Consider the following 24,478-nt stretch of genomic DNA (forward strand, 5'->3'; position numbering starts at 1 on the left):
GGCACCGCCGTGTCGTGACCGGCGAGGGGGCGGCCGTGCGGCAGTCTGCACGGGCATGGACAAGAAGACGACTTCCCGCGACGGCACCCCCCTCGCGTACCACGTGACCGGCCAGGGGCCCACGGTGATCCTGGTGAGCGGCGCGATGTCCACCGGCGGCACCGTGCTGCCCCTGGCGGAGCGTCTCGCGGCCCGCTGCACGGCCGTCGTCTACGACCGCCGGGGCCGCGGCGCGAGCGGCGACACGGCGCCGTACGCGGTCGAGCGCGAGACCGAGGACCTGGCCGCGCTGATCGACGCGGTGGGCGGCGACGCGGCGCTGTTCGGGGTCTCCTCGGGCGGCGCGCTGGTCCTGCGCGCGGCGGCGGAGGGGCTGCCGGTGACCCGGGCGGCGGTGTACGAGGTGCCGTACGCCGACCATCTGGCGGACGGCGCCGCCCGCGAGGCCGCCTACAAGGAACGGCTGACCGGGGCGCTGGCCGAGGACCGGCGCGGGGACGCGGTGGAGCTGTTCCTGCGCCACACGGGCCTCGGCGAGGAGATGATCCAGCGCGCCCGGCAGTCCCCGATGTGGGCCGGCATGGAGAGGCTGGCGCCCAGCCTCGCGCACGACGACGCGGTCATGGGCGACGGGCTGCTCCCCCGCGACCGGCTCGCCGGGATCCCGGTGCCCGTGCTCGCGGTCGCTGGCGGCGCGAGCCCGGAGTGGATGCACCGGGCGGGCCAGGCGGTCGCGGAGGCCGTGCCGCGGGGCACGTACCGCGTCCTGCCCGGCCAGACCCACATGGTGGAACCGGACGTGCTGGGGCCGGTGCTGGCGGAGTTCCTCGCCGGGTAGGCCCCCGCGCGGCTCAGACCGACGCCGTCGCGCGCGTGGTGGACGCGATCGTCGCCGAACCCACCACGCGCGTGCCGTCGTAGAGCACGATCGCCTGGCCGGGGGCGACGCCGCGGACCGGCTCGGCGAAGGTCACGCGCAGCTCGCCGTCCACGAGTTCGGCGCTGACCCCGGTCTCGCCGCCGTGGGCGCGCAGCTGGGCGGTGTAGGTGCCGGGGCCGGCCGGGGCGGCGCCGCACCAGCGGGGCCTGATCGCGGTGAGCGCGGTGACGTCCAGGGCCTCGGCCGGGCCGACGGTGACCGTGTTGGTGACCGGGGAGATGTCCAGGACGTAGCGCGGCTTGCCGTCCGGGGCCGGGGTGCCGATCCTGAGGCCCTTGCGCTGGCCGACGGTGAAGCCGTACGCGCCCTCGTGGGTGCCCAGCTTGCTGCCGGACTCGTCCACGATGTCGCCCTCGGCCTTGCCGAGGCGGCGGGCCAGGAAGCCCTGGGTGTCGCCGTCGGCGATGAAGCAGATGTCGTGCGAGTCGGGCTTCTTCGCCACGGCCAGGCCCCGGCGCTCGGCCTCCGCGCGGATCTCCTCCTTGGTGGTGACCGTGTCGCCGAGCGGGAACATCGCGTGCGCGAGCTGCCTGTCGTCCAGCACACCGAGGACGTACGACTGGTCCTTGGCCATGTCGGAGGCGCGGTGCAGCTCGCGGGAGCCGTCCTCGTTCACGATCACCTTGGCGTAGTGGCCGGTGCAGACGGCGTCGAAGCCGAGGGCCAGCGCCTTGTCCAGCAGCGCCGCGAACTTGATCTTCTCGTTGCAGCGCAGGCACGGGTTCGGGGTGCGGCCCGCCTCGTACTCGGCGACGAAGTCCTCGACGACGTCCTCGCGGAAGCGGTCGGCGAGGTCCCAGACGTAGAACGGGATGCCGATGACGTCGGCCGCGCGGCGGGCGTCGCGGGAGTCCTCGATGGTGCAACAGCCCCGCGCGCCGGTTCGGAACGACTGCGGGTTCGCGGAGAGCGCGAGGTGGACGCCGGTGACGTCGTGGCCGGCCTCCGCGGCACGCGCGGCGGCGACGGCGGAGTCCACTCCGCCGGACATGGCGGCGAGGACGCGGAGGGGGCGGGTGCGCTGCGGGGTGTCAGTCATAACCCTTCCAGGGTACGGGGGCGCGGGAACCTGGTCCGCCGGTCGTGCGTTGAGGTTCGCATGGGGGCGACGACAGGCGCGGCGGCGGGAGCGGGCACGGGGCCGCCGGGAGGCGACGGGGACCGCCGGCTGGGGCGCCGCGCCCTGCTGGTGGGCGGGGTCGCGGCGGCCGTGGGCACGGCGCTGCTGGCCCGCGAGGAGCTGTCCCGGTCCTGGTGGCGGCTGCCCGGGGTGGACAAGCCGCGGGAGGCGGGCGCGGTGGACTTCCGGGGCGCGCGCTGGGTGGCGGCCTCCGCGGCGAACTACCGCCGGGCGGACCGGCCGGACGACTATCCGGTGGACCGGATCGTCGTCCATGTCACCCAGGGCGGGTACGCGTCGGCGGTGCGGGCCTTCCAGGATCCCGGCCACGGCGCGGCGGCGCACTACATCGTGCGCGCGGACGGCCGGATCACCCAGCTGGTCCGCGAGCTGGACGTGGCGTTCCACGCGGGCGACCGGACGTACAACGAACGCAGTGTCGGCATCGAGCACGAGGGCTTCGTGGAGGACGCCGGATCCTTCACGGACGCCATGTACGCGGCCTCGGCCCGGCTCGCGGCCGCGATATGCGGGCGGTACGGCATGCCCGCGGACCGGGAGCACATCATCGGGCACGCCCAGGTGCCGGGCACGGACCACACGGACCCGGGGAAGTTCTGGGACTGGGACCGGTATCTGCGCCTGGCCGGCGCCGAGCGCGCCGGGGCCCGGCCGGCCGGGTGAGGCCGGCGGCGCGGGCCGCGGGCGGGGTGGGACCGGAGGGGCCGGCCGCCGGTCAGGTGAGGCCGGCCGGCTAGGTGAGGCCGGCCGCGCGGGCGCGTTCCACCGCCGGGCCGATCGCCTTCGCCACGGCCTCGACGTCCGCCTCGGTGGAGGTGTGGCCGAGGGAGAAGCGCAGGGTGCCGCGGGCCAGGTCCGGGTCGGTGCCGGTGGCGAGGAGGACATGGCTGGGCTGGGCGACGCCCGCGGTGCAGGCGGAGCCGGTGGAGCACTCGATGCCCTGGGCGTCCAGCAGGAGCAGCAGGGAGTCGCCCTCGCAGCCGGGGAAGGTGAAGTGCGCGTTGGCCGGGAGCCGGCCCCCGGGCGCCGGGTCGCCGCCGAGGATGGCGTCCGGTACGGCGTCGCGCACGGCGTCGACCAGCCGGTCGCGCAGGCCGCCGATCTCCCGCGCGAACCGCTCGCGCCGCTCGGCGGCGAGCCGGCCGGCGACGGCGAAGGAGGCGACGGCGGGCACGTCGAGCGTTCCGGAGCGCACGTGCCGCTCCTGGCCGCCGCCGTGCAGGACGGGCACGGGGCTGTACTCGCGGCCGAGGAGGAGGGCGCCGATGCCGTACGGGCCGCCGATCTTGTGGCCGGAGACGGTCATCGCGGCGAGCCCGGAGGCGGCGAAGTCGACGGGGACCTGCCCGAAGGCCTGGACCGCGTCGGCGTGCAGGGGGACGCCGAACTCGGCGGCGACGTCGGCGAGTTCGCGGACCGGCATGATCGTGCCGATCTCGTTGTTCGCCCACATCACGGTGGCCAGGGCGACGTCGCCGGGGTTGCGGGCGATGGCCTCGCGCAGCGCGTCGGGGTGGACGCGGCCGTGGGCGTCGACGGGGAGGTACTCGACGGTGGCGCCCTCGTGCTCGCCGAGCCAGTGCACGGCGTCGAGGACGGCGTGGTGCTCGACGGGGCTGGCCAGGACGCGGGTGCGGGCGGGGTCGGCGGCGGCGCGGGACCAGTACAGGCCCTTGACGGCGAGGTTGTCGGCCTCGGTGCCGCCCGAGGTGAACACGACCTCGCTGGGGCGGGCGCCGAGCGCTTCCGCGAGGGTCTCGCGGGCCTCCTCGACCGTGCGGCGGGCCTGCCGGCCGGACGCGTGGAGGGAGGAGGCGTTGCCCGTGATGCTCAGCCGGGCGGTGAACGCCTCCGCCGCCTCCGGGAGCATCGGGGTGGTCGCGGCGTGGTCGAGGTAAGCCATGGTGACGCCGATTCTACGGCTCCCCCGCCGGCGGCCCGGGCCGCGTGTGGCGCCGGGGGCCGAGGGGCGCCTCGCGCCGGCCGCGTCCGGCGCCGGATATCCGGTGTCGGGCGTGCGGCGTCCTCACAGGGTCCAGGACACCGACCCGGTCATCTCCATCGCCGTCACCAGGACCAGCAGGTCGGCGACGCCCAGGGCGAGGCCCAGGTAGGCGCGGCCCCGGCGGGCGGTGTCGCGCCAGAGGGCGGCCACGGCGAGGATGACGGCGATCGGGCCGAGGAAGAGGTTGAGGACGAGCAGGCCGAGGAGTCCGAGGATGAAGGACGCGACGGCCATGCCGTCGGCGTCCCGGGTGTGCGGACGGGTGTCGGTGCGGCCGGTGCCGGCCGGTGCGGTGAGGTGCATGATGCTCAGCTCCCGAGGATCCTGTGCGGCGGACCGGCCGGTGCCCCGGCGCGGCCGCCGCCGGTCGGACGGCGTTCCGTGGCGGTCGGTCGCCGGCCTGACGGCGCGTGCCGACGGCCGGTCGGACGACGTGCCCGGACCGTCAGTCGGACGACGTGTGGCGGCGGCCGTGACGTTCGCGCAGTGCGAAGACGCCGAGCCAGACGGCGATGACGGCGGCCAGGACGGCGCTGACGCCGAGCGGCGCGTGGGCCACGGTGCCCAGCATCACTCCGAGCAGCATGAGCGCGGCGACGAGGAACAGCATGGGATCGGATCCCCCCTCCGGGGTGCCTCGTGTGCGGCCGTGTGAAGTTTGGGTGAACAGTTGTAGTAACAGTTGTCCACTGACTCCGAGTCTAACGCCTCCCGCGGCTTTCCAATTACGGAGAACAGTTGTTAACTGGATGACATGAGTCACACCCTCGGCATCCGGCAGGCCCAGAAGCAGAAGACCCGGCAGGCGTTCCTCGACGCGGCGCTCGCCCTGCTGGAGGAGCAGAGCCTGAGCAGTCTGGGCCTGCGCGAGGTCACCCGGGCCGTCGGGGTCGCCCCGACCGCCTTCTACCGGCACTTCCGCTCGACCGCCGACCTCGGGGTCGCCCTGGTCGACGAGGCGCTGGGCAGCCTGCATCCGATGGTGCGGACGACGGTGTCCACCACGGGCGACAGCGAGGAACGCATCGCGCGCGCCGTCGAACTGATCGCCCGTCACGTGGCCGAGTACCCCGCTCACGTCAGATTCATCGCCCGCGAACGGCACGGCGGCGTGCAACCGGTGCGCGAGGCCATCCGGGCCCAGTTGCACCGGTTCGCCGAGGAGGTCGGGGCGGAGCTGGCGCGGGACCGGGAGGCCGAGGGCTGGAGCGACGACGACCTGCTGATGCTCGCGCACCTCTACGTCGACCAGATGCTCATCACCGCCTCGCTGTTCCTGGAGGCGCTGGAGGCCCCCGAGGAGGAGCGGGAGCGGGTGACCCGGCTCGCCACCCGTCAGCTGCGGCTCATCACCCTCGGCCGCACCCACTGGCTGGACTGACCCGCCCCGGCCGCCGTCCGCCCGGCCCGGCCCGCCACCCCGGCCGCCGCCCGCTCAGCCCCCGCCGGCCGTCCCCGCCGGCCCGTACAGGTCCAGCACCGCACGCGCCCCCGCGACCAGTTCCGCACGCGCCTCGGGCGGGTCCAGGACCTCCACCCGGTCGGAGAACACGAGGAGTTGGCGTACCGCCCGCAGCGCCGGGTAGGCCAGCCGCGCGGTGACCCAGGCGCCCTCGCCGTCGTCCTCGGGGAAGGCCGTCAGCTGGGCCGCCGTCATCCGCCGGAACATGTCGGCCAGTTCGCGCCGCACCCGCACGGTGACCTCCACCCCGGCGTCCCGCTCCTCCACCCGCCGCCGCAGCCCCTCCCAGACGTCGGCGAGTTCCACCCCGGGCCGGCGCCGTACCGGCTGCTCCAGCACGCGGGCCGAGCGCACCCGGTCGGCGCGGAACAGCCGGGGCCGGCCGCGCCGGTCGGCGACCAGGTACCAGATCCCGGCCTTGGCCACGAGGCCGTACGGATCCACGGTGTACGTCCGCACCTCCCGCTCCCCGCTGTGCCGGTAGCGCAGCCTCAGGCGCCGGTCGGAGAAGACCGCGTCCCGGAGCGCCGCGAGGTCGGCGGTCCGTTCGGGGCCGCTCATCCAGCGGGTGGCGTCGACCAGGACACGGCGGCTGGTCACCTCGGCGGCGGGGCGGTGCGGCGCCGGCAGCGCGGCCATGACCTTGCGCTGGGCCGAGGCGAGGGCCGCGTCCAGGCCGAGCGCGGCATGGGCGCCCTGCGCGGCCAGGACGAACAGGGCCCGGGACTCGTCGGCGGTCAGCCCGGTGACGTCGGTGCGGAAACCGGCGAGGAGCCCGATGCCGCCGTGCCGGCCGCGCTCGGCGTAGACCGGGACCCCGGCGGCCGACAGCGCCTCGACGTCCCGGTAGACGGTGCGCACCGACACCTCCAGCCGCTCGGCGAGTTCGGGCGCGGGGACCCGGCCCCGGGTCTGCAGGAGCAGCAGGATCGACAGCAGCCGGGCGGACTTCACCGCGCCAGGATCGCGCCGGGCACCGGCCGTGGCAAACCTGACGGCGGGTGTCAGGTTTGGCGGGGAGGGTGGCGCCGACCCACCCAGACGAAGGAAGGCCGGCCATGACCACCGATCCCCGCCCGCTGTACGTCCGCGCCACGGCCCAGGCGGCCCTGCTCATCGGGACCGTGCGCCCCGGGCATCTGACCGCGCCCACCCCCTGTGCGGAGTTCGACGTGCGCGCGCTGCTCGGTCATGTCGTCGGCGGCACCCGCGGGGTCGCCTCGGTCGGTGAGACCGGCGGGGAGCGGGGCGGACCGGCGGCCGCCCCCGATGTCCCGGACGACGGCTGGGCGCGGGCTTACGACGAGGTCCGCGAGCGGGCCCTGAAGGCGTGGGAGCCCGACGAGCGCCTGGCGTCGACGGTGCGGGTCCCCTGGGGCGAGATTCCCGGGCGGGCCGCCCTGTCCGCCTTCGTCATGGAGATCGTGACCCACACCTGGGACCTGTCCGAGGCGGTCGGCCGGCCGCTGGCGCTCGACGCGGAACTGGCCGGGTTCGCGCTCGCCACCGCGCGGGAGTCCCTGCCCGGCGGGCCGCGGGAGGGCCGTCCCTTCGACGCGCCGGTGCCGGCCCCCGAGGGAGCCGGCGCCTACGAGAGGCTGGCGGCCTGGCTGGGGCGCGAGCCGCTCAGCCGAGCCTGACCCGGGCCAGCTGGCGGGACTGCGCGACCAGCCGGTCCGCGCTGTCCCAGACCTCGGCGTCCTCCTCCAGGAAGCCGCCGGCCAGGTTGCGGGTGGTGATCGACACCCGCAGCGGACCGGGAGCCGGCCGCCGGCGCACGTGGACGGTGAGTTCCACGGTCGGCACCCAGCCCTTAAGGCCCATCTCGAAGGCGGTGGGCGGGAGGGCGTCGACGGCGAGGAGCAGCGAGAGCGGGTCGGCGTCGCGGCCGTCGGCGAGGCCGAACCAGGCGCGCATCTCCCCCTTGCCGGAGGGGGTGCCGAGGGCCCAGCCGGTGGTGGCGGGGTCCAGCTTGATCATCAGCCGGTCGGCGATGGCGTTGCTGCCGTCGATCGGGGCCGGGCCGTCCTCGGGGCCGAAGCACCGCTCCGGCGGGGGGATCGTGGGCGGGGTGGCCGTCGTACGGACGTCGTCGGGGAGGGCGGCGAGGTCGCCGTAGGAGGCGAGGACGCGGATGCGCTCGACCTCGTTGCCCTCGTCGTCGTACTGGAAGAGAGATGCCTGGCCGGTGGAGAGGGTGCGGCCGGTGCGGACCGTCTCGGTGCGGACGACGGCCGGGCCGGGCCGGGACGCGGTCAGGTAGTGGGCGGTGACGGAGAAGGGGTCCGGGTGCGGGAGGGTGTCCGCGAGGGCCCGGCCGAGCACGGCCAGCAGATAGCCGCCGTTGACGGCGCTGATGATGGTCCAGCCGGCCGAGAGGTCGATGTCGTAGACGCCGGGCTCGCGCCGGGTGACCGCGGTGTCCCGGTCGAACTCGCTGTCGCCGATCACGGCGCGCGGGGAGGGGGCGGTAGCTGCTTCTGCCATGCGCGAAACGCTACAACACGAAAATACTAAGCGGTAGCTTTCTCTGTTTTCAGAGGGACGACGCGGTCTTCACCCAGGGTGATGATCAGGCAATTTCCCGGTAAGTGTCCGGACACGTCCACAACCCCTCGCCCCCGATTTCCCTCTAGGGGGACATGAGCCTCACCGGGACTCCGTTCCTCTACACCACCATCGTGCTGTCCGTGGTCGCCCTGATCCTGCCACTCGTGCTCTGGTCACGGATGGGCGGGCCCAGACCGCTGCGGGCCGCGGCCCGCGTCCTGATGCTGCTGTTCGCCCAGGGCACGGCCGTCATGCTGGTGTTCGTACTGGTCAACAACCAGAACAGCCTGTACGACGACTGGGCGGACCTGCTCGGCACCGGCGACCACGTCCAGCAGGCCGCCGACCTGGGCCGGGACGGCACCGGCGGCATCGCGGTGGAACGGCTGCCCCGGGTCCGGCAGACCTTCCGGCCCGTCGGCGGGTCCGGCACGCACGCGGCCGGCACCGTGCGCGTCACCCAGCTGGAGGGCCGGGTCTCCGGGGTGAACGCCGAGGTCTACGTCTGGCTGCCGCCGCAGTACGACGACCCGGCCTACCGGCACCACAAGTTCCCGGTGGTGGAGCTGCTGCCCGGCTACCCCGGCTCGGCGAAGGCATGGTTCGGCGCGCTGCGCGCCCCCGAGCAACTGCTGCCGCTGATGCGCGACGGCCGGGTGGCGCCGTTCATCCTGGTCGCCCCGCGCACCAACCTGCTGGCCGGCGTGGACACCGGCTGCGCCAACATACCCGGCCAGGTCAACGCCGACAGCTGGCTCAGCATCGACGTGCCGAAGATGGTCAAGGACAACTTCCGCACCGAGCCGGCCCCGCGCGGCTGGGCGGTGGCCGGCTACTCGGCGGGCGCCCACTGCGCGGTGAAGCTGGCCGTGGCGCACCCGGACCGGTACCGGGCCGCGGTGAGCATGTCCGGCTACAACGACCCGATCGCCGAACGCGACTCCCTCGCCGCCCAGACCCCCGCCCTGCGCGCCGCGAACAACCCCTACGCCCTGCTGCGGAAGGCGGCCGCACCGCCGCCGGTCGCGCTGTACCTCTCCGGCCAGCCCGGCGACGGCTACCAGGCGGGCATGGCCCTGCGGTCCGCCGCCAAGGCGCCCACCACCGTGCGCGTGGTCTTCCTGCCGCGCAGCGCGGGCGGTCACACCCTGGCGCTGTGGCGCCCGCAGCTCCCCGCCGTCTTCCGCTGGCTGACCCTCCAGATGGGGCAGAGCCACGCCAAGGGGCGGGACACCTCACTCGCCGGGGCCGCTACTCCTCCGTCACCGTCGAGCGCCGGTTCCACGCACGAGGCGCTCGCCAGTGGAACCGCATCGCGAGCAGGCGCAGCACGAACGCCGTGAGGGCCGCGAACCCGCTGGTGAGCGGGGAGAGCGCGTCATAGCGGATGCACAGCACCACCATCGCGGAGCCCACGATCGCCGGGACCGCGTACAGGTCGCGGTCCCAGCGCAGCAGCGAGGGCACCTCGTTGGCCAGCACGTCCCGCAGCACACCGCCGCCCACGGCGGTGGCCAGGCCGAGCGTCGCCGACGCGGTCAGGCCGAGGCCGTGGCTGTACGCCTTCGTCGTGCCGCTCACGCAGAACAGGCCGAGGCCGGCCGCGTCGAAGACGAGCACCGCCGACTGGATGCGCTCCACGTGCGGGTGCAGGAAGAAGACGACGAGCGCGGCCAGCAGCGGGGTGACGAAGTAGCCGAGGTCCGTGAAGGCCGCCGGGGGGACGGCCCCGATGACCAGGTCGCGGAACAGCCCGCCGCCCAGCGCGGTGACCTCGGCGAGCACGGCGATGCCGAACACGTCGAAGTTCTTCCGGACGGCCAGCAGGGCGCCGGAGATCGCGAACACGAAGATCCCGATCACGTCGAGCGTGTGCTGGACGGAGGGGCTGAAGAGTTGCTGGAGCTGCACCCTGACATTCTCGCCTGTCGGAGTGCCTGAACCTTACAAAGCCAGGCTAGAGGGCAGGTTTCCCTGTCGTGAACAGCCAGGTGTCGAAGAGGTCGTCCAGCTGCCGTCCGCTGACGCGCTCGGCGAGCCGGATGAAGTCCGCGGTGTCGGCGTTGCCGTACCGGTGGAGCGCGGTCCACGTGGGCAGCAGCCGGAAGAAGGCCGGGTCGCCGATCCGCTCGCGCAGCATCTGGAGGGTCATCGCGCCGCGCTGGTAGACGGCGGAGGCGAACATGGTGTCCCGCTCCGGGGCGCCGGGCCTGACCTGCCAGAAGGCGGAGTCGGCGGGCCGGGAGCCGTATCCCGCGAGGAAGGAGTCGTGGGCGGAGCGGGTGCCCTTGTGCTCGGCCCACAGCCACTGGGCGTAGGTGGCGAAGCCCTCGTTCAGCCAGATGTCGTTCCAGTGCGCCACGCTCACCGAGTCGCCGAACCACTGGTGGGCCAGCTCGTGCACGATCGTCGTCTCGCTGCGCACCGCCGAGTACGCGGGCTTGGACTGCACCTCCAGCGAGAACCCGGCCTGCGGCATGTCGTCGACGATGGCGCCGGTCTCCTCGAAGGGGTACGGCCCGAAGACCTGCGACCAGTAGTCGGTCACGGCGGCCGTGACCCCGTAGACGTCGACGGTGTTGGCGTCCTTCAGCACGGGGTCGATGGCCACGTAGACGGGGATGCCGCCCGGGGTGCGGCCGGTGCGCACGTCGAACTTCCCGATGGTGGCGGTGGCCAGGTAGGTGGCCATCGGCCTGGACTCCCGCCAGTGGGTGTACGTCGAGCCGTCCTTGTCGTACGCCGACACCAGCCGGCCGTTGGAGACGGCGGTCAGGCCCTTCGGCGCCTTGATCCGGACGTCGTAGGTGGCCTTGTCGGCGGGGTGGTCGCTGGACGGGAACCAGGTGGAGGCGGCGTTGGGCTCGCAGGCGACGAAGACGCCGTCGGAGGTCTTCATCCAGCCGTAGTCGGAGCCGAAGACGATGGGACCGCCGAGGGCCTCGGGGACGCCGCCGTAGGTGACGGTGACGGTGAAGTCGCGGCCCTCGGGGAGCGGCCGGCGCGGGGTGACGGTGACCTCGTCGCCGTCCCGGGTGAACGCCGCCCGTCTGCCGTCCACCTCCACCCTCGTGATCTCCAGCTTCTGGAGGTCGAGGTCGAAGGAGGAGAGGGTCCGGGTGGCGCGCGCGGTGAGGGTGGTACGGCCGTCCAGGCGGCCGGTGCCGGGGGCGTAGGCCACGTCCAGGTCGTAGTGGCGGGCGTCGTAGCCGCCGTTGCCGAGGTGCGGGAAGTAGGGGTCGCCGATGCCGGGGGCGCCCTGGGTGGGGGGCGCGGAGGCGGCGATGGCGAGGAAGGAGGCCGCGGCGGTGGCGAGGACCCCCAGACGTGCCGAACGGGAGAGTGCCATGGGTCGTCCCTTTCGAGCGTGCCGATCAGTGGTCGGGCACGGACGACTCTGCACTCTCCCGTTCAGGCATGTGCATGACTTTGCCCAGTCGTCATGCGTTACGCGCCGGACGGCTCCTGGGAGCCGGTCCCGGTGGAGGGCTTGCCGGGCGTCTTCTTCGCCGTCCTCCGGATCGTCTTGCCGGTCGTCCTCGGCGTGGACTTCGCGCCGGGGCCGGTCTTCTCCCCGGACGCCTCCGTGGCCGCGGCGGCCTCGGCGGCCTCGGGCACCGGCGCGGTGTCGGCGGCCTCGGCGACGGCCTCGGCGGACGCGGCGCCCTTGGCCGTCTCGGAAGCGGTCGCCCCGGGGGCTTCCTCGGAGGCGGTGGCTTCGGAGGCGGTGGCTTCGGAGGCGGTCGCCTCGGGGGCCGCTTCGGAGGCGGTGCCCTTCTCGACCGGTTCCTTGTCGGCCACCGGTTCCTTGTCGGCCACCGGTTCCTTCTCGGCCACCGGTTCCTTGTCGGCCACCGGTTCCTTGTCGGCCGCCGGCTTCGGATCGGTCGCCGGTGCCTTCGCGGCCGGTGCCTTCTCGGCCGGCTTCGGGTCGGCCGGCTTCTCCTCGCCCGCCGGCTTCGCCTCGGGCGCCGATGCCTTCTCGGGCGCCGGCTCCTTCTCGGCCGGGCCGTCGGAGACGACCGCGTCCGGGACCAGTTCCGAGGCCGCCTTCGCCGCCGACAGCAGGACGGTGTCCTGCGGGGCCTGGTCGGCGAAGTTCTCCGGGTGGTGGCACGCCACCCGCTGGCCCGGCTTCAGCTCGATCAGCTGGGGCTCGGTCGTCCGGCAGATCTCCGTCGCCTTCCAGCAACGGGTGTGGAACCGGCAGCCGGAGGGCGGGGCGATCGGGGACGGGACGTCGCCGCGCAGCAGGATGCGCTCGTTCTTCCGCCCCCGGCGCTTGGTGTCCGGCACCGGCACCGCCGACATCAGCGCCTTGGTGTACGGGTGCATCGGCGCCTCGTACAGCGAGGTGCGGTCGGCCAGCTCCACGATCTTGCCGAGGTACATCACCGCGATCCGGTCCGACACGTGCCGGACCACCGACAGGTCGTGGGCGATGATCACATAGGTCAGGCCCAGCTCCTGCTGGAGGTCGTCCATGAGGTTGACGACCTGCGCCTGGATCGACACGTCCAGCGCGGAGACCGGCTCGTCCGCCACCACCAGCTTCGGCTTCAGGGCGAGCGCGCGGGCGATGCCGATGCGCTGGCGCTGGCCGCCGGAGAACTCGTGCGGGTAGCGGTTGTAGTGCTCGGGGCTGAGGCCGACCAGGGACAGGAGCCGCTGGACCTCCTTCTTGACCCCGCCCTCCGGCTCCACGCCCTGGAGCCGGAAGGGCGCCGAGACGATCGAGCCGATGGTGTGGCGGGGGTTCAGGGAGCCGTACGGGTCCTGGAAGATCATCTGGATGTCGCGGCGCAGCGGGCGCATCTGCCCGGCGCTGAGCCGCGTGATGTCCTGGCCCTCGAAGGTGATCCTGCCGCCGGTCGGGTCCTGGAGGCGGGTGATGACCCGGCCCATGGTCGACTTGCCGCAGCCCGACTCGCCGACCACGCCCAGGGTCTCGCCCTTGCGCACCTCGAAGTCGAGGCCGTCGACGGCCTTCACGGCGCCGACCTGGCGCTGGAGGATGCCCTTCTTGATCGGGAAGTGCTTGGTCAGGCCCTCGACCCTGAGCAGCACCTCGCGCTCCGCCGAGCCCTCGGAGGCCGGTGTCTGCCGGGGGACCGCGGCCTCGTCCGTCTTCTTGGTCTCACTCACAGCTTCGGCGCAATCTCTTCGGTCCAGATCCGCTGGCGGTCCTCGGTGGGGAGGTGACAGGCGGACCAGTGCCCGGTGCTCACCTGCTCCAGCTCGGGGCGCACCGTGCGGGTGACGTTCCCCTTGGGGATGTCCGCGTACGGGCAGCGCGGGTGGAAGGCGCAGCCCGGGGGGACGTTGATGAGGCTCGGCGGCTGGCCCTTGACCGGGATGAGCCGTTCGGAGGTCTCGCGGTCGATGCGGGGCATCGAGCCGAGCAGGCCCCAGGTGTAGGGGTGCTGCGGCTGCTCGAAGACCTCGTCGGCCGGACCGCGCTCCACGCACCGGCCGCCGTACATCACCAGGACCTCGTCGGCGATCTCGGCGACCACACCCAGGTCGTGGGTGATCATGACGACCGCGGAGCCGAACTCCTTCTGCAGGTCCCGGATCAGGTCGAGGATCTGCGCCTGGACGGTCACGTCGAGGGCGGTGGTCGGCTCGTCCGCGATCAGCAGCTCGGGGTTGTTCACCAGGGCCATGGCGATCATGGCGCGCTGGCGCATGCCGCCGGAGAACTCGTGCGGGTAGCCGTCGACGCGCTTGGCGGGCTCGGGGATGCCGACCCGGTCGAGCATTTCGATGGCCCGGGTGCGGGCGACCTTCTTGCTGACGTCGTGGTGCACCCGGTAGGCCTCGACGATCTGGTCGCCGACCTTGTAGTAGGGGTGCATCGCGGACAGCGGGTCCTGGAAGATCATCGCCATCTCCCGGCCGCGCAGCCTGCGCACCTCGTCCGGGGAGGAGGAGATCAGTTCCTTGCCGTTCAGCCAGATCTCGCCGGACATCCGCACGTTCTTGCCGCGCGCGCCGAGCCGGTGCAGGCCCATGATGGCCAGCGAGGTCACCGACTTGCCGGAGCCGGACTCGCCCACGATGGCGAGGGTCTTGCCCTTCTCCAGCGAGAAGCTGACCCCGTCGACGGACTTGACCAGGCCGTCGTCGGTCGGGAAGTGCACCTTGAGGTCGCGGACCTCCAGGAAGGCTTCGGGGGCCTTGGCGGGGGCGGGCTCGCCCACCGCGGCACCGGTCTTGGAGAGTTCGGTCACGAGAGCCTCACCCGCGGGTCGGCGGCGGCGTAGAGCACGTCCACCACAAGATTTGCGATCACGACGAAGAAGGCGGCGAGCAGGGTCACGCCGAGGATCTTGGGCAGGTCGTTGTCGGTGATGCCCTGCACCGCGTACTCGCCGATGCCGTGCAGCGAGAACACCGACTCGGTGATCACGGCGCCGCCGAGCAGCAGGCCGATGTCCATGCCGAAGACGGTGATGATCGGGGTGAGCGCGGAGCGCAGTCCGTGCTTGACCACCACCCGGCGCTCGACCAGGCCCTTGGACCGGGCCGTGCGGATGAAGTCCTCGTTCATCGTCTCCAGCATCCCCGAGCGGGTCAGCCGGGCGTAGATGGCGGAGTAGAGCAGGGCCAGCGAACACCAGGCCAGGAAGAGGGTGTTGGCCCACTGCGCCGGGTTCTCCGTGAACGGGACGTAGGTGCGCCCGAAGATCGGGATCTGGACGGTGAAGAGCAGCTGCGCCAGCTTGCCCGTGAAGAACATGGGCAGCGAGACACCGGCGAGCGCGACGCCCATGAAGGCGCGGTCGAAGAACGAGCGCGGCTTCAGCGCGGAGATCACGCCGACCACCACTCCGGACAGGAGCCACAGGACGGCGGCGCCCACGGCCAGCGAGGCCGTGATCGGGATGCGGGAGGTCAGCTCCGGCCAGACCGCCTGGTGGTTCTTGAAGGAGTAGCCGAAGCACGGCGCGTCGCAGTGCACCGTGGTCGGGCCGAGGTCGTACGTGGCGCCGCCCACGATCCCCTTGATGAAGTGCCAGTACTGGACGTAGACGGGCTGGTCCAGACCGAGGTTGTGCTTGACCGCGGCGATGTCCGCCTTCGACGGGCTCTTGCCGATGTACTGCTGTGCCAGCTGGTCCGCCGTCTGGCCGGCGAGTCGCGGCAGCAGGAAGAAGATGGCGAAGGTGACCGCGGAGACGACCAGCAGCAGGATCACTGCCGCGAACGTCCGGCGGAGGATGTACGAGATCACGGGGGCCGGCGCTGGTGCCCGTGGGCCGGGGGGCCCACGGGCACCAATGCCTTCACCTGCCTTCCGGGGCTGCTACTTCGACGCGACGCCGATGTTGAGGTAGTCGTACTGACCGCTGAAGGCCGCCGTGGAAACCAGGTTGGTGTAGTTCTGCGGACGGCCCAGCAGGACCTTGAAGTAGGTCAGCGGGACGAGGACGGCGTCGTCCATGGTCTTCTTGTCGATCTGGCTGTAGAGGCTGTTGCGCTCGCCGGTGTCCTGGGTGGCGATCGCCTTGCCCAGCAGCTCGTTGACTTCCTTGTTGTCGTACTGCGACAGGTTGGTGCTGCCGGACTGGCTGATCGCCTTGCCGTTCAGGATCTGCTGCAGGAAGCCGTAGCCGGAGGGCCAGTCGGCACCCCACTGCATCATCATCAGGCCGACGTTCTGCTTCTGCGTGAACTTCGGCACGCCCGCGTAGTCCGTGAAGTACTTGCCGGACGGGTACTGCTTGAGGCTGGCGTTGATGCCGACCTTCTTCAGCGAGTTGATGATCGCCGTGGCGGCGTCGATCTCCTGCGGACGGTCCGAACGGGCCGTGATGTTGGTGGAGATCGAGGTCTCGCCGCAGGCCTTCAGCTGGTCCTTGGCCTTGGCGACGTCGCCCTTGCTGTCCTTGGTCGCGTAGACGTCGGCCTTGGCGTAGCCCGGGATGTCCGGGGGCAGGACGGTGGAGGCGATCTCACCGCGGACCGGGCCGCCCTCGGCGGTCTGCACCGAGACCTTGTCGATGGCGTACTGCACGGCCTTGCGGCACTCGGGCTTGTCGAACGGCTTCAGCTTGCTGTTGATCGCCAGGTAGACGAGACGGCCACCGTAGGTGTTGTCCGTGTTGGCCTTCTTGGCGGGGTCGGTGAGGATCTCGGCCTGGGTGGAGGCCTGGACACCGGTGCCGACCAGCTCGATGGCGTTGCCGGCCGAGACGTCCTGGTCGATGGTCTCCGGGTTGACCTTCATCTTGACGACGATCTTGTCCGGCAGCTGCTTGCGCAGCGGGTCGGTCTTCGGGTCCCAGTTCTCGTTGCGCACGAACACGGCCTGCTTGCCGTCCTCGTAGCTCTGGAACTTGTACGAGCCGGAGGACAGGACGTGCTTGACGTAGTCGACGCCGGTGTCCTTCGACTGCGGCACCGGGGCCGTCTGCGGCGTGGCGACCAGGTAGTCGAACTCCTGGAAGGCCTGCTTCAGGTGGAAGACGATCGTGGTGTCGTCCGGGGTCTCGATGGAGGACAGGCCCTTGGGGTTCTTGTCCTTGTACGGGCCCTTGTACTTGTCGCCGTCGGCCATGAACTGCTGGAAGTAGTTCGGGCCGAGGGAGAGCACGTCACGCGCGAAGTTGGAGCGCTCGACGGCGTACTTGACGTCCTTCGAGGTGATCGGCGTGCCGTCCTCGTACTTCAGGCCCGCGCGCAGCTTGTACGTCCAGGTCTTGCCGCCGTCGCTCGGCTGGCCCTTGCTCGCCGCGAGGTCCGGGACCAGGGTGTTGCCCTCGTCGCCGGCACCGGGCTTGAAGGTCATCAGCGGACGGGCGTACAGCCGGCTGAGGTTGTACATGTACGCGTAGTACGTGTTGCCCGGGTCGAAGGAGTCCGGGACGTCGGACATCTCGTAGGTGACCGTGCCACCCTTCTTGTCCGACGCGTTCACGACGCCCTTGGTCGCGGCGTTGGCCCCGGCCGACTTGGTGCCGTTCTCGTTGGTGTTGTCATCGGCCTTGCTGCAACCCGCAAGAAGCAGGCTGGCGGAGCCGATGGCCGCGATAGCGGCCAGCGCTGACCTTCGCATGATGGGCGCTTTCCCCTCCATTGATTGAAAACTTGTCGGGCTCTCGCGGCAGGCGTCAGCGGCTGCGCGGGTCGAGAGCGTCGCGGAGACCGTCGCCGAGCAGGTTGAACGCCAGCACGGTGACGAAGATGGCGAGGCCCGGGACGATCATGTACTGGGGGTCGACCTGGTAGTAGGTGACCGCCTCGCGGAGCATGCCGCCCCAGGACGCCTGCGGGGGCTGGATGCCGACGCCGAGGAAGCTCAGCGACGCCTCGAAGATGATGTTGGTCGGGATCAGCAGCGTCGAGTAGACGATGATCGGGCCGACCAGGTTCGGCATCAGTTCGCGGAAGAGGATGTAGGGGGCCTTGGCGCCCATGCCCCGGGCCGCGTCGACGAACTCGCGCTCCCGCAGGGCGAGGGTCTGGCCGCGCACGATCCGGCCCAGATAGGGCCAGTTGAAGAAGCCGATGACGAAGATGAGCACGCTCAGGTGCAGCGGCAGTCCGTTGAGGCCGAAGGCGCCGCCCTGGAGGGTGGCGGAGATGGCGATCGCGAAGAGCAGGAGGGGGAAGGCGAGGAAGGTGTCCATCAGCCGGCTGATGATCGAGTCCACCCGCCCGCCGTAGTAGCCCGCGATGACGCCCATGATCGCGCCGATGACGTTGGACAGGATGGTGGCGCCGAACGCGACCACCAGCGACACCCAGGAGCCTTCGAGGATGCGGGTCGCGATGTCCCGGCCGAACTTCGGGTCCACGCCGAGCGGGTGGTCCGCGCTCATGCCGCCCCAACTGCCCGTGGGCAGCGAGGTGTCCGGGGTGATCAGGTCCTGGTGGAAGGCGTTGGGGTCGAGGCCGAACAGGGCCTGGAGGGGGCGGGAGAGGACGGCGAGGAGGATCAGCAGGATCACGATGACGCCACCGGCGACGGCGGCCTTGTCCTTCTTGAACCGGGTCCAGGCGATCTGGCCCAGGGAACGACCCTCGATCTGCCCCTTACCGGCACCCTCCAGCACAGCCTCCGGCTGCGCCTCGGCTGCCGCCCCGGTGGTCTCGATCGGTGCGGTCACGGTGAGCGACCCCTCTCGCCGGTGGTGACCGGCCTGCGCCTGCCGCGGATTGCGGCTTTGTCGACTTGCCATCGATCACGAGGCCCTCGGCCTCGCGTCTGAGTCGCGAGTCTTCAGCGTCGCTGTGATCACCCGCCAGAGCTGACGGCGAAAGTATGCGCAACCGTGATGCAGTGCAGGGGATTCCGTTATCCGAACAGTGGGTAACGGACCCCGGACGCGGGCCAGTTGGGACAGAACGGCGAATCTACGCGGTTCGGGAGGTTCGGCCGATGTCTACGCGCGCAGAAGCGTCCCGGGCCGATGGATTCTGCGTGTGCGTCAACAAGACCGTCTCCGGGCGCGGTTGGTCAGTAGCCGCCCGGCGCGGGCGGATAGCCGTACCCGCCGGCCGGGGTCTGCGGCGGGGCCGGCACCTGGAGCGGGGACTGCGGCGGCACCGGGGCGTGTGCCTCGCGGTCGTAGAAGGGGCGCGCGTTGGCCCGCATCCACATCACCACCGGATCGTGGGCGTCGGTCATGGCGACCGTCGAGACCGGCAGGCCCTCCGGGACCGCGCCGATGGACTGCTGCATCATGGCCCGCACCGAGTCGACCGCGGCGGGCGAGGTGTCGTACACGTCCAGGCCGATGGCGAGGTACGGCGCCCCCAGCGCGGGCTGCACCCAGGCGCGGCGCAGTGAGCGCAGCGCGGGGGTGCGGTGGGCGTTCTGCGCGAGCAGGGCGTAGAACTGCGGGATCTCGATGCCGGGCTCGGACAGGCGCAGCGGACCGGCCGGCTGGCGGTCCAGACCGGTGGCGATGCGGCGCAGGTCCAGCCAGGGGATGCCGACGCCGCCGCCCGGGGCGTGCGGATTGAGCCAGAGGCCGTAGTGGTCGGGGTAGAGGGTGCGGGCCACGTCCAGGCCGTCGGCCACCTCGTAGGAACGGTTCCAGCCGCTGGCCGACAGTTCCTGAGCGGAGGTCACGCCGGGGGCGTAGTGGAAGCCGTCCACCTCCATGTTCCCGTACTGGGCGTCCGGGGCGCCGGCCTGGCCGTGCCACAGGAGCATGAAGATCTGGCCGGAGGAGGGGGTGGCGAGGGCGCGCAGCAATGCCTCGTAGGCGTCGTAGCGTCCGGGCGTGACCTGGCGCAGCATGTGCTCGACGCTGCCGCTGTGGCTCGCGCTCACCTGGTGTGCCCCTTCTTTTTTTGACCCGGCGTGTGAGCACAGCTTATGCGCCTGCCGGCCCGGGGCCTTGGCGTCCGTACGCGTGTGCGGGTGCGTGTTGGTTCTCGCGCGGTTCCCCGCGCCCCTGAAGGGCGCGTTTCAGTGGGCGTATGTGTAGAACGGACGGACGTTCGCCTTCAGCCAGGTCGCGACCGGGTCGTCCGTCACGTCCAGGAGGACCAGGTTGACCGCCCACCGCACCGGGACCGCGGCCAGGGCCCTGCCGAGGGCCTGGAGGGGGAGGGCGCGCAGGTCGCCTTCCCACCGGGAGAGTTCGACGCCGACGAACAGCGCCGGGTCGGCCGTCTCGACGGCGGCCAGGCAGCGGCGGGCGGTGAGGACCACGCCGGTCCCGGTGAACTCGGCGGAGGCGGCGGCGAGGAAGTCGACCGGGTCGTCCTGCCAGTCCGGCTCGAAGAGACGGACCCGGCCGCCGGTGCCCGGGCCGTCGAGCGGGGTGCGGCCCACCCGGCACAGCTCGGCCACCGCCTCGGGCGGCAGCGGTATGCCGACCACGCCCTCGGGGTTGACGACGATGCCCACGTGCGGGGGCAGGCCGCGGGCGAACTCCACCGCCGGGGCGATGGTGAACGCCATGTGCGAGCCGGCCACCTGGCGGAGCTGTTCCTCGGAGCTGAACACCGGGACGAAGGCCTGGCCGCCGATGTCCATCGTGGGCAGGTCCAGCGGGCCGCTGTCCGGGCCCCCGCCGCCCGGCAGCGGGATCCACAGGAGGCTGCGGCCGACGACCTCGACGATCCGGCCGCCCGCCGCGGGGATGCCGAGGGAGGCCGACAACACCTCCTCCAGCTCGTTGCCGGGCCAACCGCCGTGCGGGTGCGGGTGCGCCGGTGCCGGGAAGTCCGCGGGAATGTCCGCCGGGAAGTCCATGTGCCTACCGCCTGCTGGGAACCACTGCTGTGACCATGAAGGCTAGCGGGTGGCACTGACAGCCCCTCACCGAGTGAAGCCGACGCGGGCGAGGACGTCCGCCGCGTCCCGGTCCAGCAGCACGGCCGCGCCGCATCCGGCGGGCAGGTCCCCCTCCTCCACCGCGCGCAGCAGCCGGGCCGTGGCGCGGCGGTGGCGGCGGAAGGCGTAGCGGGAGACGCCCCGGCCGCGCTCGCGCTGGCCCCGGCGGGCGGTCTCGGGGTCCACGTCGAGCAGCAGCAGGTGCAGGGTGCCGCCCCGGCGCCGGGCCGCGCGGGCCAGCCAGGCGCGCACCCACGGCTGGGTGCCGCAGTCGTGCACGACCAGCCCCTCGCCGGTGCGCAGCGCCCGGCGTAGCCCGGCGTAGTGCGCGAGGCGGACCAGGGGGCGGTAGAGCGCGTACGGCAGGAAGCCGGGGAGGCGGGCCTGGAAGCGGTCGCGCATGTCCTGGGAGTCGACGCGGCGGCCGGTGACCGCGCGGTGCATCAGGGTGGACTTGCCGCTGCCCGGCAGGCCGGTGACCACCACCAGGTCGCGGGGCCCGAAGAGCAGGGCGTGCGGGCTGCGGCCGGCCCGGTCGCGCAGGTCGCGGACGACCGGCGCGGGGCGCTCCGCACCGCGTTCCCGGGCCGCCGCGGCGGGCGGTTTCGGGACTGCCAGACCGGTGTGGGCGGCGTAGGCCGATGTCCTGTTCACCGTGATCGTCCTCCCCAGGGGCTCGGTCAATCCCATGCCCGTTCTGTGTAAAGGAAAGGTAATGGGCAACCGTCGGCGGTACGTGCGCTTACGGCCACAGGTCGGTCACAAGCGGCGCACTCTGGATGGCCGGGGTGTGGCGTGCAATGATGAGGCCGCCAACTGCATACCGGCCGTTTGAATCCGCGCGGGAGAGTCCCCGGGCCCCCTCGGGGCCGCCTGGGGCGCCGAAGGAGCAAGTCCCTCCCTTGAATCTCTCAGGCCCCGTTACCGCGCGGGCGAGGCACATCTGAAAAGCGGGCCGCCGGCGACGGCGGTCCCACCCAAGGTGCAAGCCGTGATCGTCCCCGTGGCGGTGGCGGCGAACCTCTCAGGTTCCGATGACAGATGGGGAGGAACGTTCCTCGCCCCGTCCTTGTGCCCTGGGAGACGACCGACCGATGAGCAGTACCGAACTCCGCCATACCGCGCTCGACGCCGTGCACCGCTCGCTGGGCGCCACGATGACCGACTTCGCCGGCTGGGACATGCCCCTGCGCTACGGCTCCGAGCGCGACGAGCACACCGCCGTGCGCACCCGGGCCGGCCTGTTCGACCTCTCCCACATGGGCGAGATCACCGTGACCGGCGCCGAGGCCGCCGCCTTCCTGAACCACGCCCTGGTCGGCAACATCGCCTCCGTCGGCGTGGGCCGCGCCCGCTACACCATGATCTGCCGGGCCGACGGCGGCATCCTGGACGACCTGATCGTCTACCGGCTGGCGGAGACCGAGTACATGGTCGTGGCCAACGCCTCCAATGCCCAGGTGGTGCTGGACGCGCTCACCGAGCGCGCGGCCGGGTTCGCCGCCGAGGTCCGCGACGACCGGGACGCCTACGCGCTGATCGCGGTGCAGGGCCCCGAGTCCCCCGGCATCCTGAAGTCCCTGACCGACGCCGACCTGGACGGCCTGAAGTACTACGCCGGCCTGCCCGGCACGGTCGCCGGCGTCCCGGCGCTGATCGCCCGTACGGGGTACACCGGCGAGGACGGCTTCGAGCTGTTCGTGAAGCCGGAGCACGCCGTCGGGCTGTGGCAGGCGCTGACCGAGGCCGGCGAGGGCGTCGGCCTGGTCCCGTGCGGGCTGTCCTGCCGGGACACGCTGCGCCTGGAGGCGGGCATGCCGCTGTACGGGCACGAGCTGACCACCTCCCTGACCCCCTTCGACGCCGGGCTGGGCCGCGTGGTCAAGTTCGACAAGGAGGGCGACTTCGTGGGCCGCGAGGCACTGGCCGAGGCCGCCGACCGGGCCGGGCAGAACCCGCCCCGGGTCCTGGTCGGGCTGGTCGCCGAGGGCCGCCGGGTGCCGCGCGCCGGGTACGCCGTGGTCGCGGGCGGCGAGGTGATCGGCGAGGTCACCTCCGGCGCCCCCTCCCCCACCCTGGGCAAGCCGATCGCCATGGCCTACGTCGACGCGGCGCACGCGGCGCCGGGCACCCCGGGCGTCGGCGTCGACATCCGGGGCACCCACGAGCCGTACGAGGTCGTGGCCCTGCCGTTCTACAAGCGCCAGAAGTAGCCGCCGGGCACGCTCGCGCCCGTCCGGCCAAGGCCGTGCGGCGACGCGTGACCCTGCGCACATTCACCCGCTCACCAGCGGTTTCCCCAGTCCCCCCGTCACCATCACTCCCGCGCGTACAGGAGAATTCAGGCCATGAGCAACCCCCAGCAGCTGCGCTACAGCAAGGAGCACGAGTGGCTGTCGGACGCCGAGGGCGGCGTCTCGACGGTCGGCATCACGGAGCACGCGGCCAACGCGCTCGGCGATGTCGTCTTCGTGGACCTCCCCGAGGTCGGCTCCACGGTGTCCGCGGGCGAGTCCTGCGGCGAGCTGGAGTCGACGAAGTCGGTCTCCGACCTGTACTCGCCGGTCACCGGTGAGGTCACCGAGGTGAACGAGGACGTCGTCAACGACCCGTCGCTGGTGAACTCGGCCCCCTTCGAGGGCGGCTGGCTGTTCAAGGTCCGCGTCACGGAGGAGCCGGCCGAGCTGCTCTCCGCGGACGAGTACACCGCCTTCACCGCCGGCTGAGGAGTCGTAGCCCCATGACTGTCCTGAACACGCCCCTGCACGAGCTGGACCCGGAGATCGCCGCCGCGGTCGACGCCGAGCTGAACCGCCAGCAGTCGACGCTGGAGATGATCGCCTCCGAGAACTTCGCGCCGCTCGCGGTCATGGAGGCGCAGGGCTCGGTCCTCACCAACAAGTACGCCGAGGGCTACCCGGGCCGCCGCTACTACGGCGGCTGCGAGCACGTCGACGTGGCCGAGCAGATCGCCATCGACCGGGTCAAGGAGCTGTTCGGCGCCGAGTACGCCAACGTGCAGCCCCACTCCGGCGCCTCCGCGAACCAGGCGGCCCTGTTCGCGCTGGCCCAGCCCGGGGACACCATCCTCGGCCTGGACCTGGCGCACGGCGGCCACCTGACCCACGGCATGCGGCTGAACTTCTCCGGCAAGCAGTTCGACGTGGTCGCCTACCACGTGGACGCCGAGACCGGCCTGGTCGACATGGCCGAGGTGGAGAAGCTCGCCAAGGAGCACCGCCCCAAGGTGATCATCGCGGGCTGGTCGGCGTACCCCCGGCAGCTGGACTTCGCGGAGTTCCGCCGGATCGCCGACGAGACCGGCGCGTACCTGTGGGTCGACATGGCGCACTTCGCCGGCCTGGTCGCCGCGGGGCTGCACCCGAACCCGGTGGAGTACGCCGACGTGGTCACCTCCACGACCCACAAGACGCTCGGCGGCCCGCGCGGCGGCATCATCCTCGCGAAGAAGGACTTCGCGAAGAAGCTGAACTCCTCCGTCTTCCCGGGCTTCCAGGGCGGTCCGCTGGAGCACGTGATCGCGGCCAAGGCCGTGTCCTTCAAGGTCGCGGCGGGCGAGGACTTCAAGGAGCGCCAGCGCCGCACGGTGGAGGGCGCCCGCATCCTCGCCGAGCGGCTGACCGCCGCCGACGCGCGCGAGGCCGGGGTGAACGTGCTGTCCGGCGGCACGGACGTGCACCTGATCCTGGTGGACCTGCGCGCGAGCGAGCTGGACGGGCAGCAGGCCGAGGACCGGCTGCACGAGGTCGGCATCACGGTCAACCGCAACGCCGTCCCGAACGACCCGCGCCCGCCGATGGTCACCTCGGGGCTGCGCATCGGCACCCCGGCGCTGGCCACCCGCGGCTTCACGGCCGAGGACTTCGCCGAGGTCGCCGACGTGATCGCCGAGACGCTGAAGCCGTCCTACGACGCCGAGGCGCTCAAGGCCCGCGTCAAGGCGCTCGCCGACAAGCACCCGCTGTACCCGGGTCTGAACAAGTAAGTCACCTTTCGCGGGGCACCGCGCACACTGGTAGTACCGGCGTGTGCGGTGCCCGCGCCCCTGTACCGCCCTTTTT

The 24,478-nt window shown here is 72.2% G+C and carries 23 protein-coding genes, 1 pseudogene and 2 riboswitches; of the genes and pseudogenes, 8 read left to right on the top strand and 16 right to left on the bottom strand.

What is annotated here, in order from left to right:
- Nucleotides 1-55: 55 nt before the first annotated feature.
- Nucleotides 56-838: an alpha/beta fold hydrolase gene (locus ACZ63H_RS19285; RefSeq protein WP_469866514.1), complete on the top strand. Its 783-nt coding sequence runs from the start codon at nucleotides 56-58 to the stop codon at nucleotides 836-838.
- A 13-nt stretch (nucleotides 839-851) separates the two neighbouring features.
- Here the strand turns inward: ACZ63H_RS19285 and mnmA are convergent, their stop codons facing one another.
- Nucleotides 852-1,979 (bottom strand): tRNA 2-thiouridine(34) synthase MnmA, encoded by a 1,128-nt coding sequence (gene mnmA, locus ACZ63H_RS19290; protein ID WP_469866516.1) that lies wholly within the window; start codon nucleotides 1,977-1,979, stop codon nucleotides 852-854.
- 60 nt (nucleotides 1,980-2,039) lie between these two features.
- Between mnmA and ACZ63H_RS19295 the strand changes: the two genes are divergently transcribed.
- Nucleotides 2,040-2,744 (top strand): N-acetylmuramoyl-L-alanine amidase, encoded by a 705-nt coding sequence (locus tag ACZ63H_RS19295; protein ID WP_469866518.1) that lies wholly within the window; start codon nucleotides 2,040-2,042, stop codon nucleotides 2,742-2,744.
- Nucleotides 2,745-2,814: 70 nt separating this feature from the next.
- Here ACZ63H_RS19295 and ACZ63H_RS19300 read toward each other — a convergent pair whose 3' ends face one another.
- From ACZ63H_RS19300 to ACZ63H_RS19310, 3 genes are all read right to left on the bottom strand, one after another.
- On the bottom strand, nucleotides 2,815-3,984 hold the full coding sequence (locus ACZ63H_RS19300; RefSeq protein WP_469866520.1) for a cysteine desulfurase family protein: 1,170 nt from the start codon (nucleotides 3,982-3,984) through the stop codon (nucleotides 2,815-2,817).
- Nucleotides 3,985-4,107: 123 nt separating this feature from the next.
- On the bottom strand, nucleotides 4,108-4,389 hold the full coding sequence (locus ACZ63H_RS19305) for a DUF4190 domain-containing protein (RefSeq protein WP_469866522.1): 282 nt from the start codon (nucleotides 4,387-4,389) through the stop codon (nucleotides 4,108-4,110).
- A 142-nt stretch (nucleotides 4,390-4,531) separates the two neighbouring features.
- Complete coding sequence (locus tag ACZ63H_RS19310) at nucleotides 4,532-4,696, bottom strand: hypothetical protein (protein ID WP_467941394.1); 165 nt, start codon at nucleotides 4,694-4,696, stop codon at nucleotides 4,532-4,534.
- Between the two features lie 144 nt (nucleotides 4,697-4,840).
- Between ACZ63H_RS19310 and ACZ63H_RS19315 the strand changes: the two genes are divergently transcribed.
- Nucleotides 4,841-5,467 carry a TetR family transcriptional regulator gene (locus ACZ63H_RS19315; RefSeq protein WP_467941395.1) on the top strand — a complete coding sequence of 209 codons (627 nt, stop codon included), beginning with the start codon at nucleotides 4,841-4,843 and terminating at the stop codon, nucleotides 5,465-5,467.
- Between the two features lie 54 nt (nucleotides 5,468-5,521).
- Here ACZ63H_RS19315 and ACZ63H_RS19320 read toward each other — a convergent pair whose 3' ends face one another.
- Nucleotides 5,522-6,502 (bottom strand): helix-turn-helix transcriptional regulator, encoded by a 981-nt coding sequence (locus ACZ63H_RS19320; protein WP_469866524.1) that lies wholly within the window; start codon nucleotides 6,500-6,502, stop codon nucleotides 5,522-5,524.
- A gap of 104 nt (nucleotides 6,503-6,606) precedes the next feature.
- Here ACZ63H_RS19320 and ACZ63H_RS19325 point away from each other — a divergent pair, with 104 nt between their 5' ends.
- On the top strand, nucleotides 6,607-7,188 hold the full coding sequence (locus ACZ63H_RS19325; protein WP_469866526.1) for a TIGR03086 family metal-binding protein: 582 nt from the start codon (nucleotides 6,607-6,609) through the stop codon (nucleotides 7,186-7,188).
- On the opposite strand, the gene ACZ63H_RS19330 is transcribed toward ACZ63H_RS19325, so the two are convergent.
- Nucleotides 7,175-8,035: a thioesterase family protein gene (locus tag ACZ63H_RS19330; protein WP_469866528.1), complete on the bottom strand. Its 861-nt coding sequence runs from the start codon at nucleotides 8,033-8,035 to the stop codon at nucleotides 7,175-7,177. The two genes, ACZ63H_RS19325 and ACZ63H_RS19330, sit on opposite strands and share 14 nt — an antisense overlap.
- 155 nt (nucleotides 8,036-8,190) lie before the next feature.
- On the opposite strand from ACZ63H_RS19330, the gene ACZ63H_RS19335 reads away from it, so the two are divergent.
- On the top strand, nucleotides 8,191-9,441 hold the full coding sequence (locus tag ACZ63H_RS19335) for an alpha/beta hydrolase (RefSeq protein WP_469866530.1): 1,251 nt from the start codon (nucleotides 8,191-8,193) through the stop codon (nucleotides 9,439-9,441).
- Here the strand turns inward: ACZ63H_RS19335 and ACZ63H_RS19340 are convergent.
- From ACZ63H_RS19340 to ACZ63H_RS19385, 10 genes and pseudogenes are all read right to left on the bottom strand, one after another.
- Nucleotides 9,350-10,009: a trimeric intracellular cation channel family protein gene (locus tag ACZ63H_RS19340; protein ID WP_318201266.1), complete on the bottom strand. Its 660-nt coding sequence runs from the start codon at nucleotides 10,007-10,009 to the stop codon at nucleotides 9,350-9,352. The two genes, ACZ63H_RS19335 and ACZ63H_RS19340, sit on opposite strands and share 92 nt — an antisense overlap.
- Before the next feature lie 46 nt (nucleotides 10,010-10,055).
- Complete coding sequence (locus ACZ63H_RS19345; protein WP_469866532.1) at nucleotides 10,056-11,447, bottom strand: M1 family metallopeptidase; 1,392 nt, start codon at nucleotides 11,445-11,447, stop codon at nucleotides 10,056-10,058.
- A gap of 440 nt (nucleotides 11,448-11,887) precedes the next feature.
- Nucleotides 11,888-13,243: pseudogene (locus ACZ63H_RS19350) on the bottom strand (ABC transporter ATP-binding protein); the annotation flags it as partial.
- Nucleotides 13,240-14,331 (bottom strand): ABC transporter ATP-binding protein, encoded by a 1,092-nt coding sequence (locus tag ACZ63H_RS19355; RefSeq protein WP_469866534.1) that lies wholly within the window; start codon nucleotides 14,329-14,331, stop codon nucleotides 13,240-13,242. The pseudogene ACZ63H_RS19350 and the gene ACZ63H_RS19355, both read right to left, overlap by 4 nt.
- Nucleotides 14,328-15,335, bottom strand: a complete 1,008-nt coding sequence (locus ACZ63H_RS19360) for an ABC transporter permease (RefSeq protein WP_469866536.1) — start codon at nucleotides 15,333-15,335, stop codon at nucleotides 14,328-14,330. Before ACZ63H_RS19360 ends, ACZ63H_RS19355 begins: the two co-directional genes overlap by 4 nt.
- Before the next feature lie 72 nt (nucleotides 15,336-15,407).
- Nucleotides 15,408-17,159 carry an ABC transporter substrate-binding protein gene (locus tag ACZ63H_RS19365; RefSeq protein WP_469866538.1) on the bottom strand — a complete coding sequence of 584 codons (1,752 nt, stop codon included), beginning with the start codon at nucleotides 17,157-17,159 and terminating at the stop codon, nucleotides 15,408-15,410.
- 55 nt (nucleotides 17,160-17,214) lie between these two features.
- Nucleotides 17,215-18,213 carry an ABC transporter permease gene (locus ACZ63H_RS19370; protein WP_467941412.1) on the bottom strand — a complete coding sequence of 333 codons (999 nt, stop codon included), beginning with the start codon at nucleotides 18,211-18,213 and terminating at the stop codon, nucleotides 17,215-17,217.
- A gap of 350 nt (nucleotides 18,214-18,563) precedes the next feature.
- Nucleotides 18,564-19,352: an enhanced serine sensitivity protein SseB C-terminal domain-containing protein gene (locus ACZ63H_RS19375; protein WP_469866597.1), complete on the bottom strand. Its 789-nt coding sequence runs from the start codon at nucleotides 19,350-19,352 to the stop codon at nucleotides 18,564-18,566.
- Between the two features lie 171 nt (nucleotides 19,353-19,523).
- Complete coding sequence (locus ACZ63H_RS19380; RefSeq protein WP_469866540.1) at nucleotides 19,524-20,315, bottom strand: enhanced serine sensitivity protein SseB; 792 nt, start codon at nucleotides 20,313-20,315, stop codon at nucleotides 19,524-19,526.
- A gap of 66 nt (nucleotides 20,316-20,381) precedes the next feature.
- A complete protein-coding gene (locus ACZ63H_RS19385; protein WP_469866542.1) occupies nucleotides 20,382-21,050 on the bottom strand; it encodes an AAA family ATPase in 669 nt (222 codons plus the stop codon).
- Nucleotides 21,051-21,228: 178 nt separating this feature from the next.
- Nucleotides 21,229-21,333: riboswitch (glycine riboswitch) on the top strand.
- Nucleotides 21,334-21,447: riboswitch (glycine riboswitch) on the top strand.
- 43 nt (nucleotides 21,448-21,490) lie between these two features.
- Here ACZ63H_RS19385 and gcvT point away from each other — a divergent pair.
- The 3 genes from gcvT to glyA all read left to right on the top strand — a co-directional run bounded on the left by gcvT (nucleotide 21,491) and on the right by glyA (nucleotide 24,402).
- Nucleotides 21,491-22,609: a glycine cleavage system aminomethyltransferase GcvT gene (gene gcvT, locus ACZ63H_RS19390; protein ID WP_469866544.1), complete on the top strand. Its 1,119-nt coding sequence runs from the start codon at nucleotides 21,491-21,493 to the stop codon at nucleotides 22,607-22,609.
- A gap of 135 nt (nucleotides 22,610-22,744) precedes the next feature.
- Nucleotides 22,745-23,122, top strand: a complete 378-nt coding sequence (gene gcvH, locus ACZ63H_RS19395) for a glycine cleavage system protein GcvH (RefSeq protein WP_467941418.1) — start codon at nucleotides 22,745-22,747, stop codon at nucleotides 23,120-23,122.
- A gap of 14 nt (nucleotides 23,123-23,136) precedes the next feature.
- The gene (gene glyA, locus ACZ63H_RS19400; RefSeq protein WP_469866546.1) at nucleotides 23,137-24,402 is read left to right on the top strand and encodes a serine hydroxymethyltransferase; all 1,266 of its coding nucleotides are present in this window, start codon (nucleotides 23,137-23,139) and stop codon (nucleotides 24,400-24,402) included.
- The last annotated feature ends 76 nt before the right edge of the window (nucleotides 24,403-24,478 follow it).

This window comes from Streptomyces sp. NPDC104831 (genome assembly GCF_055583025.1).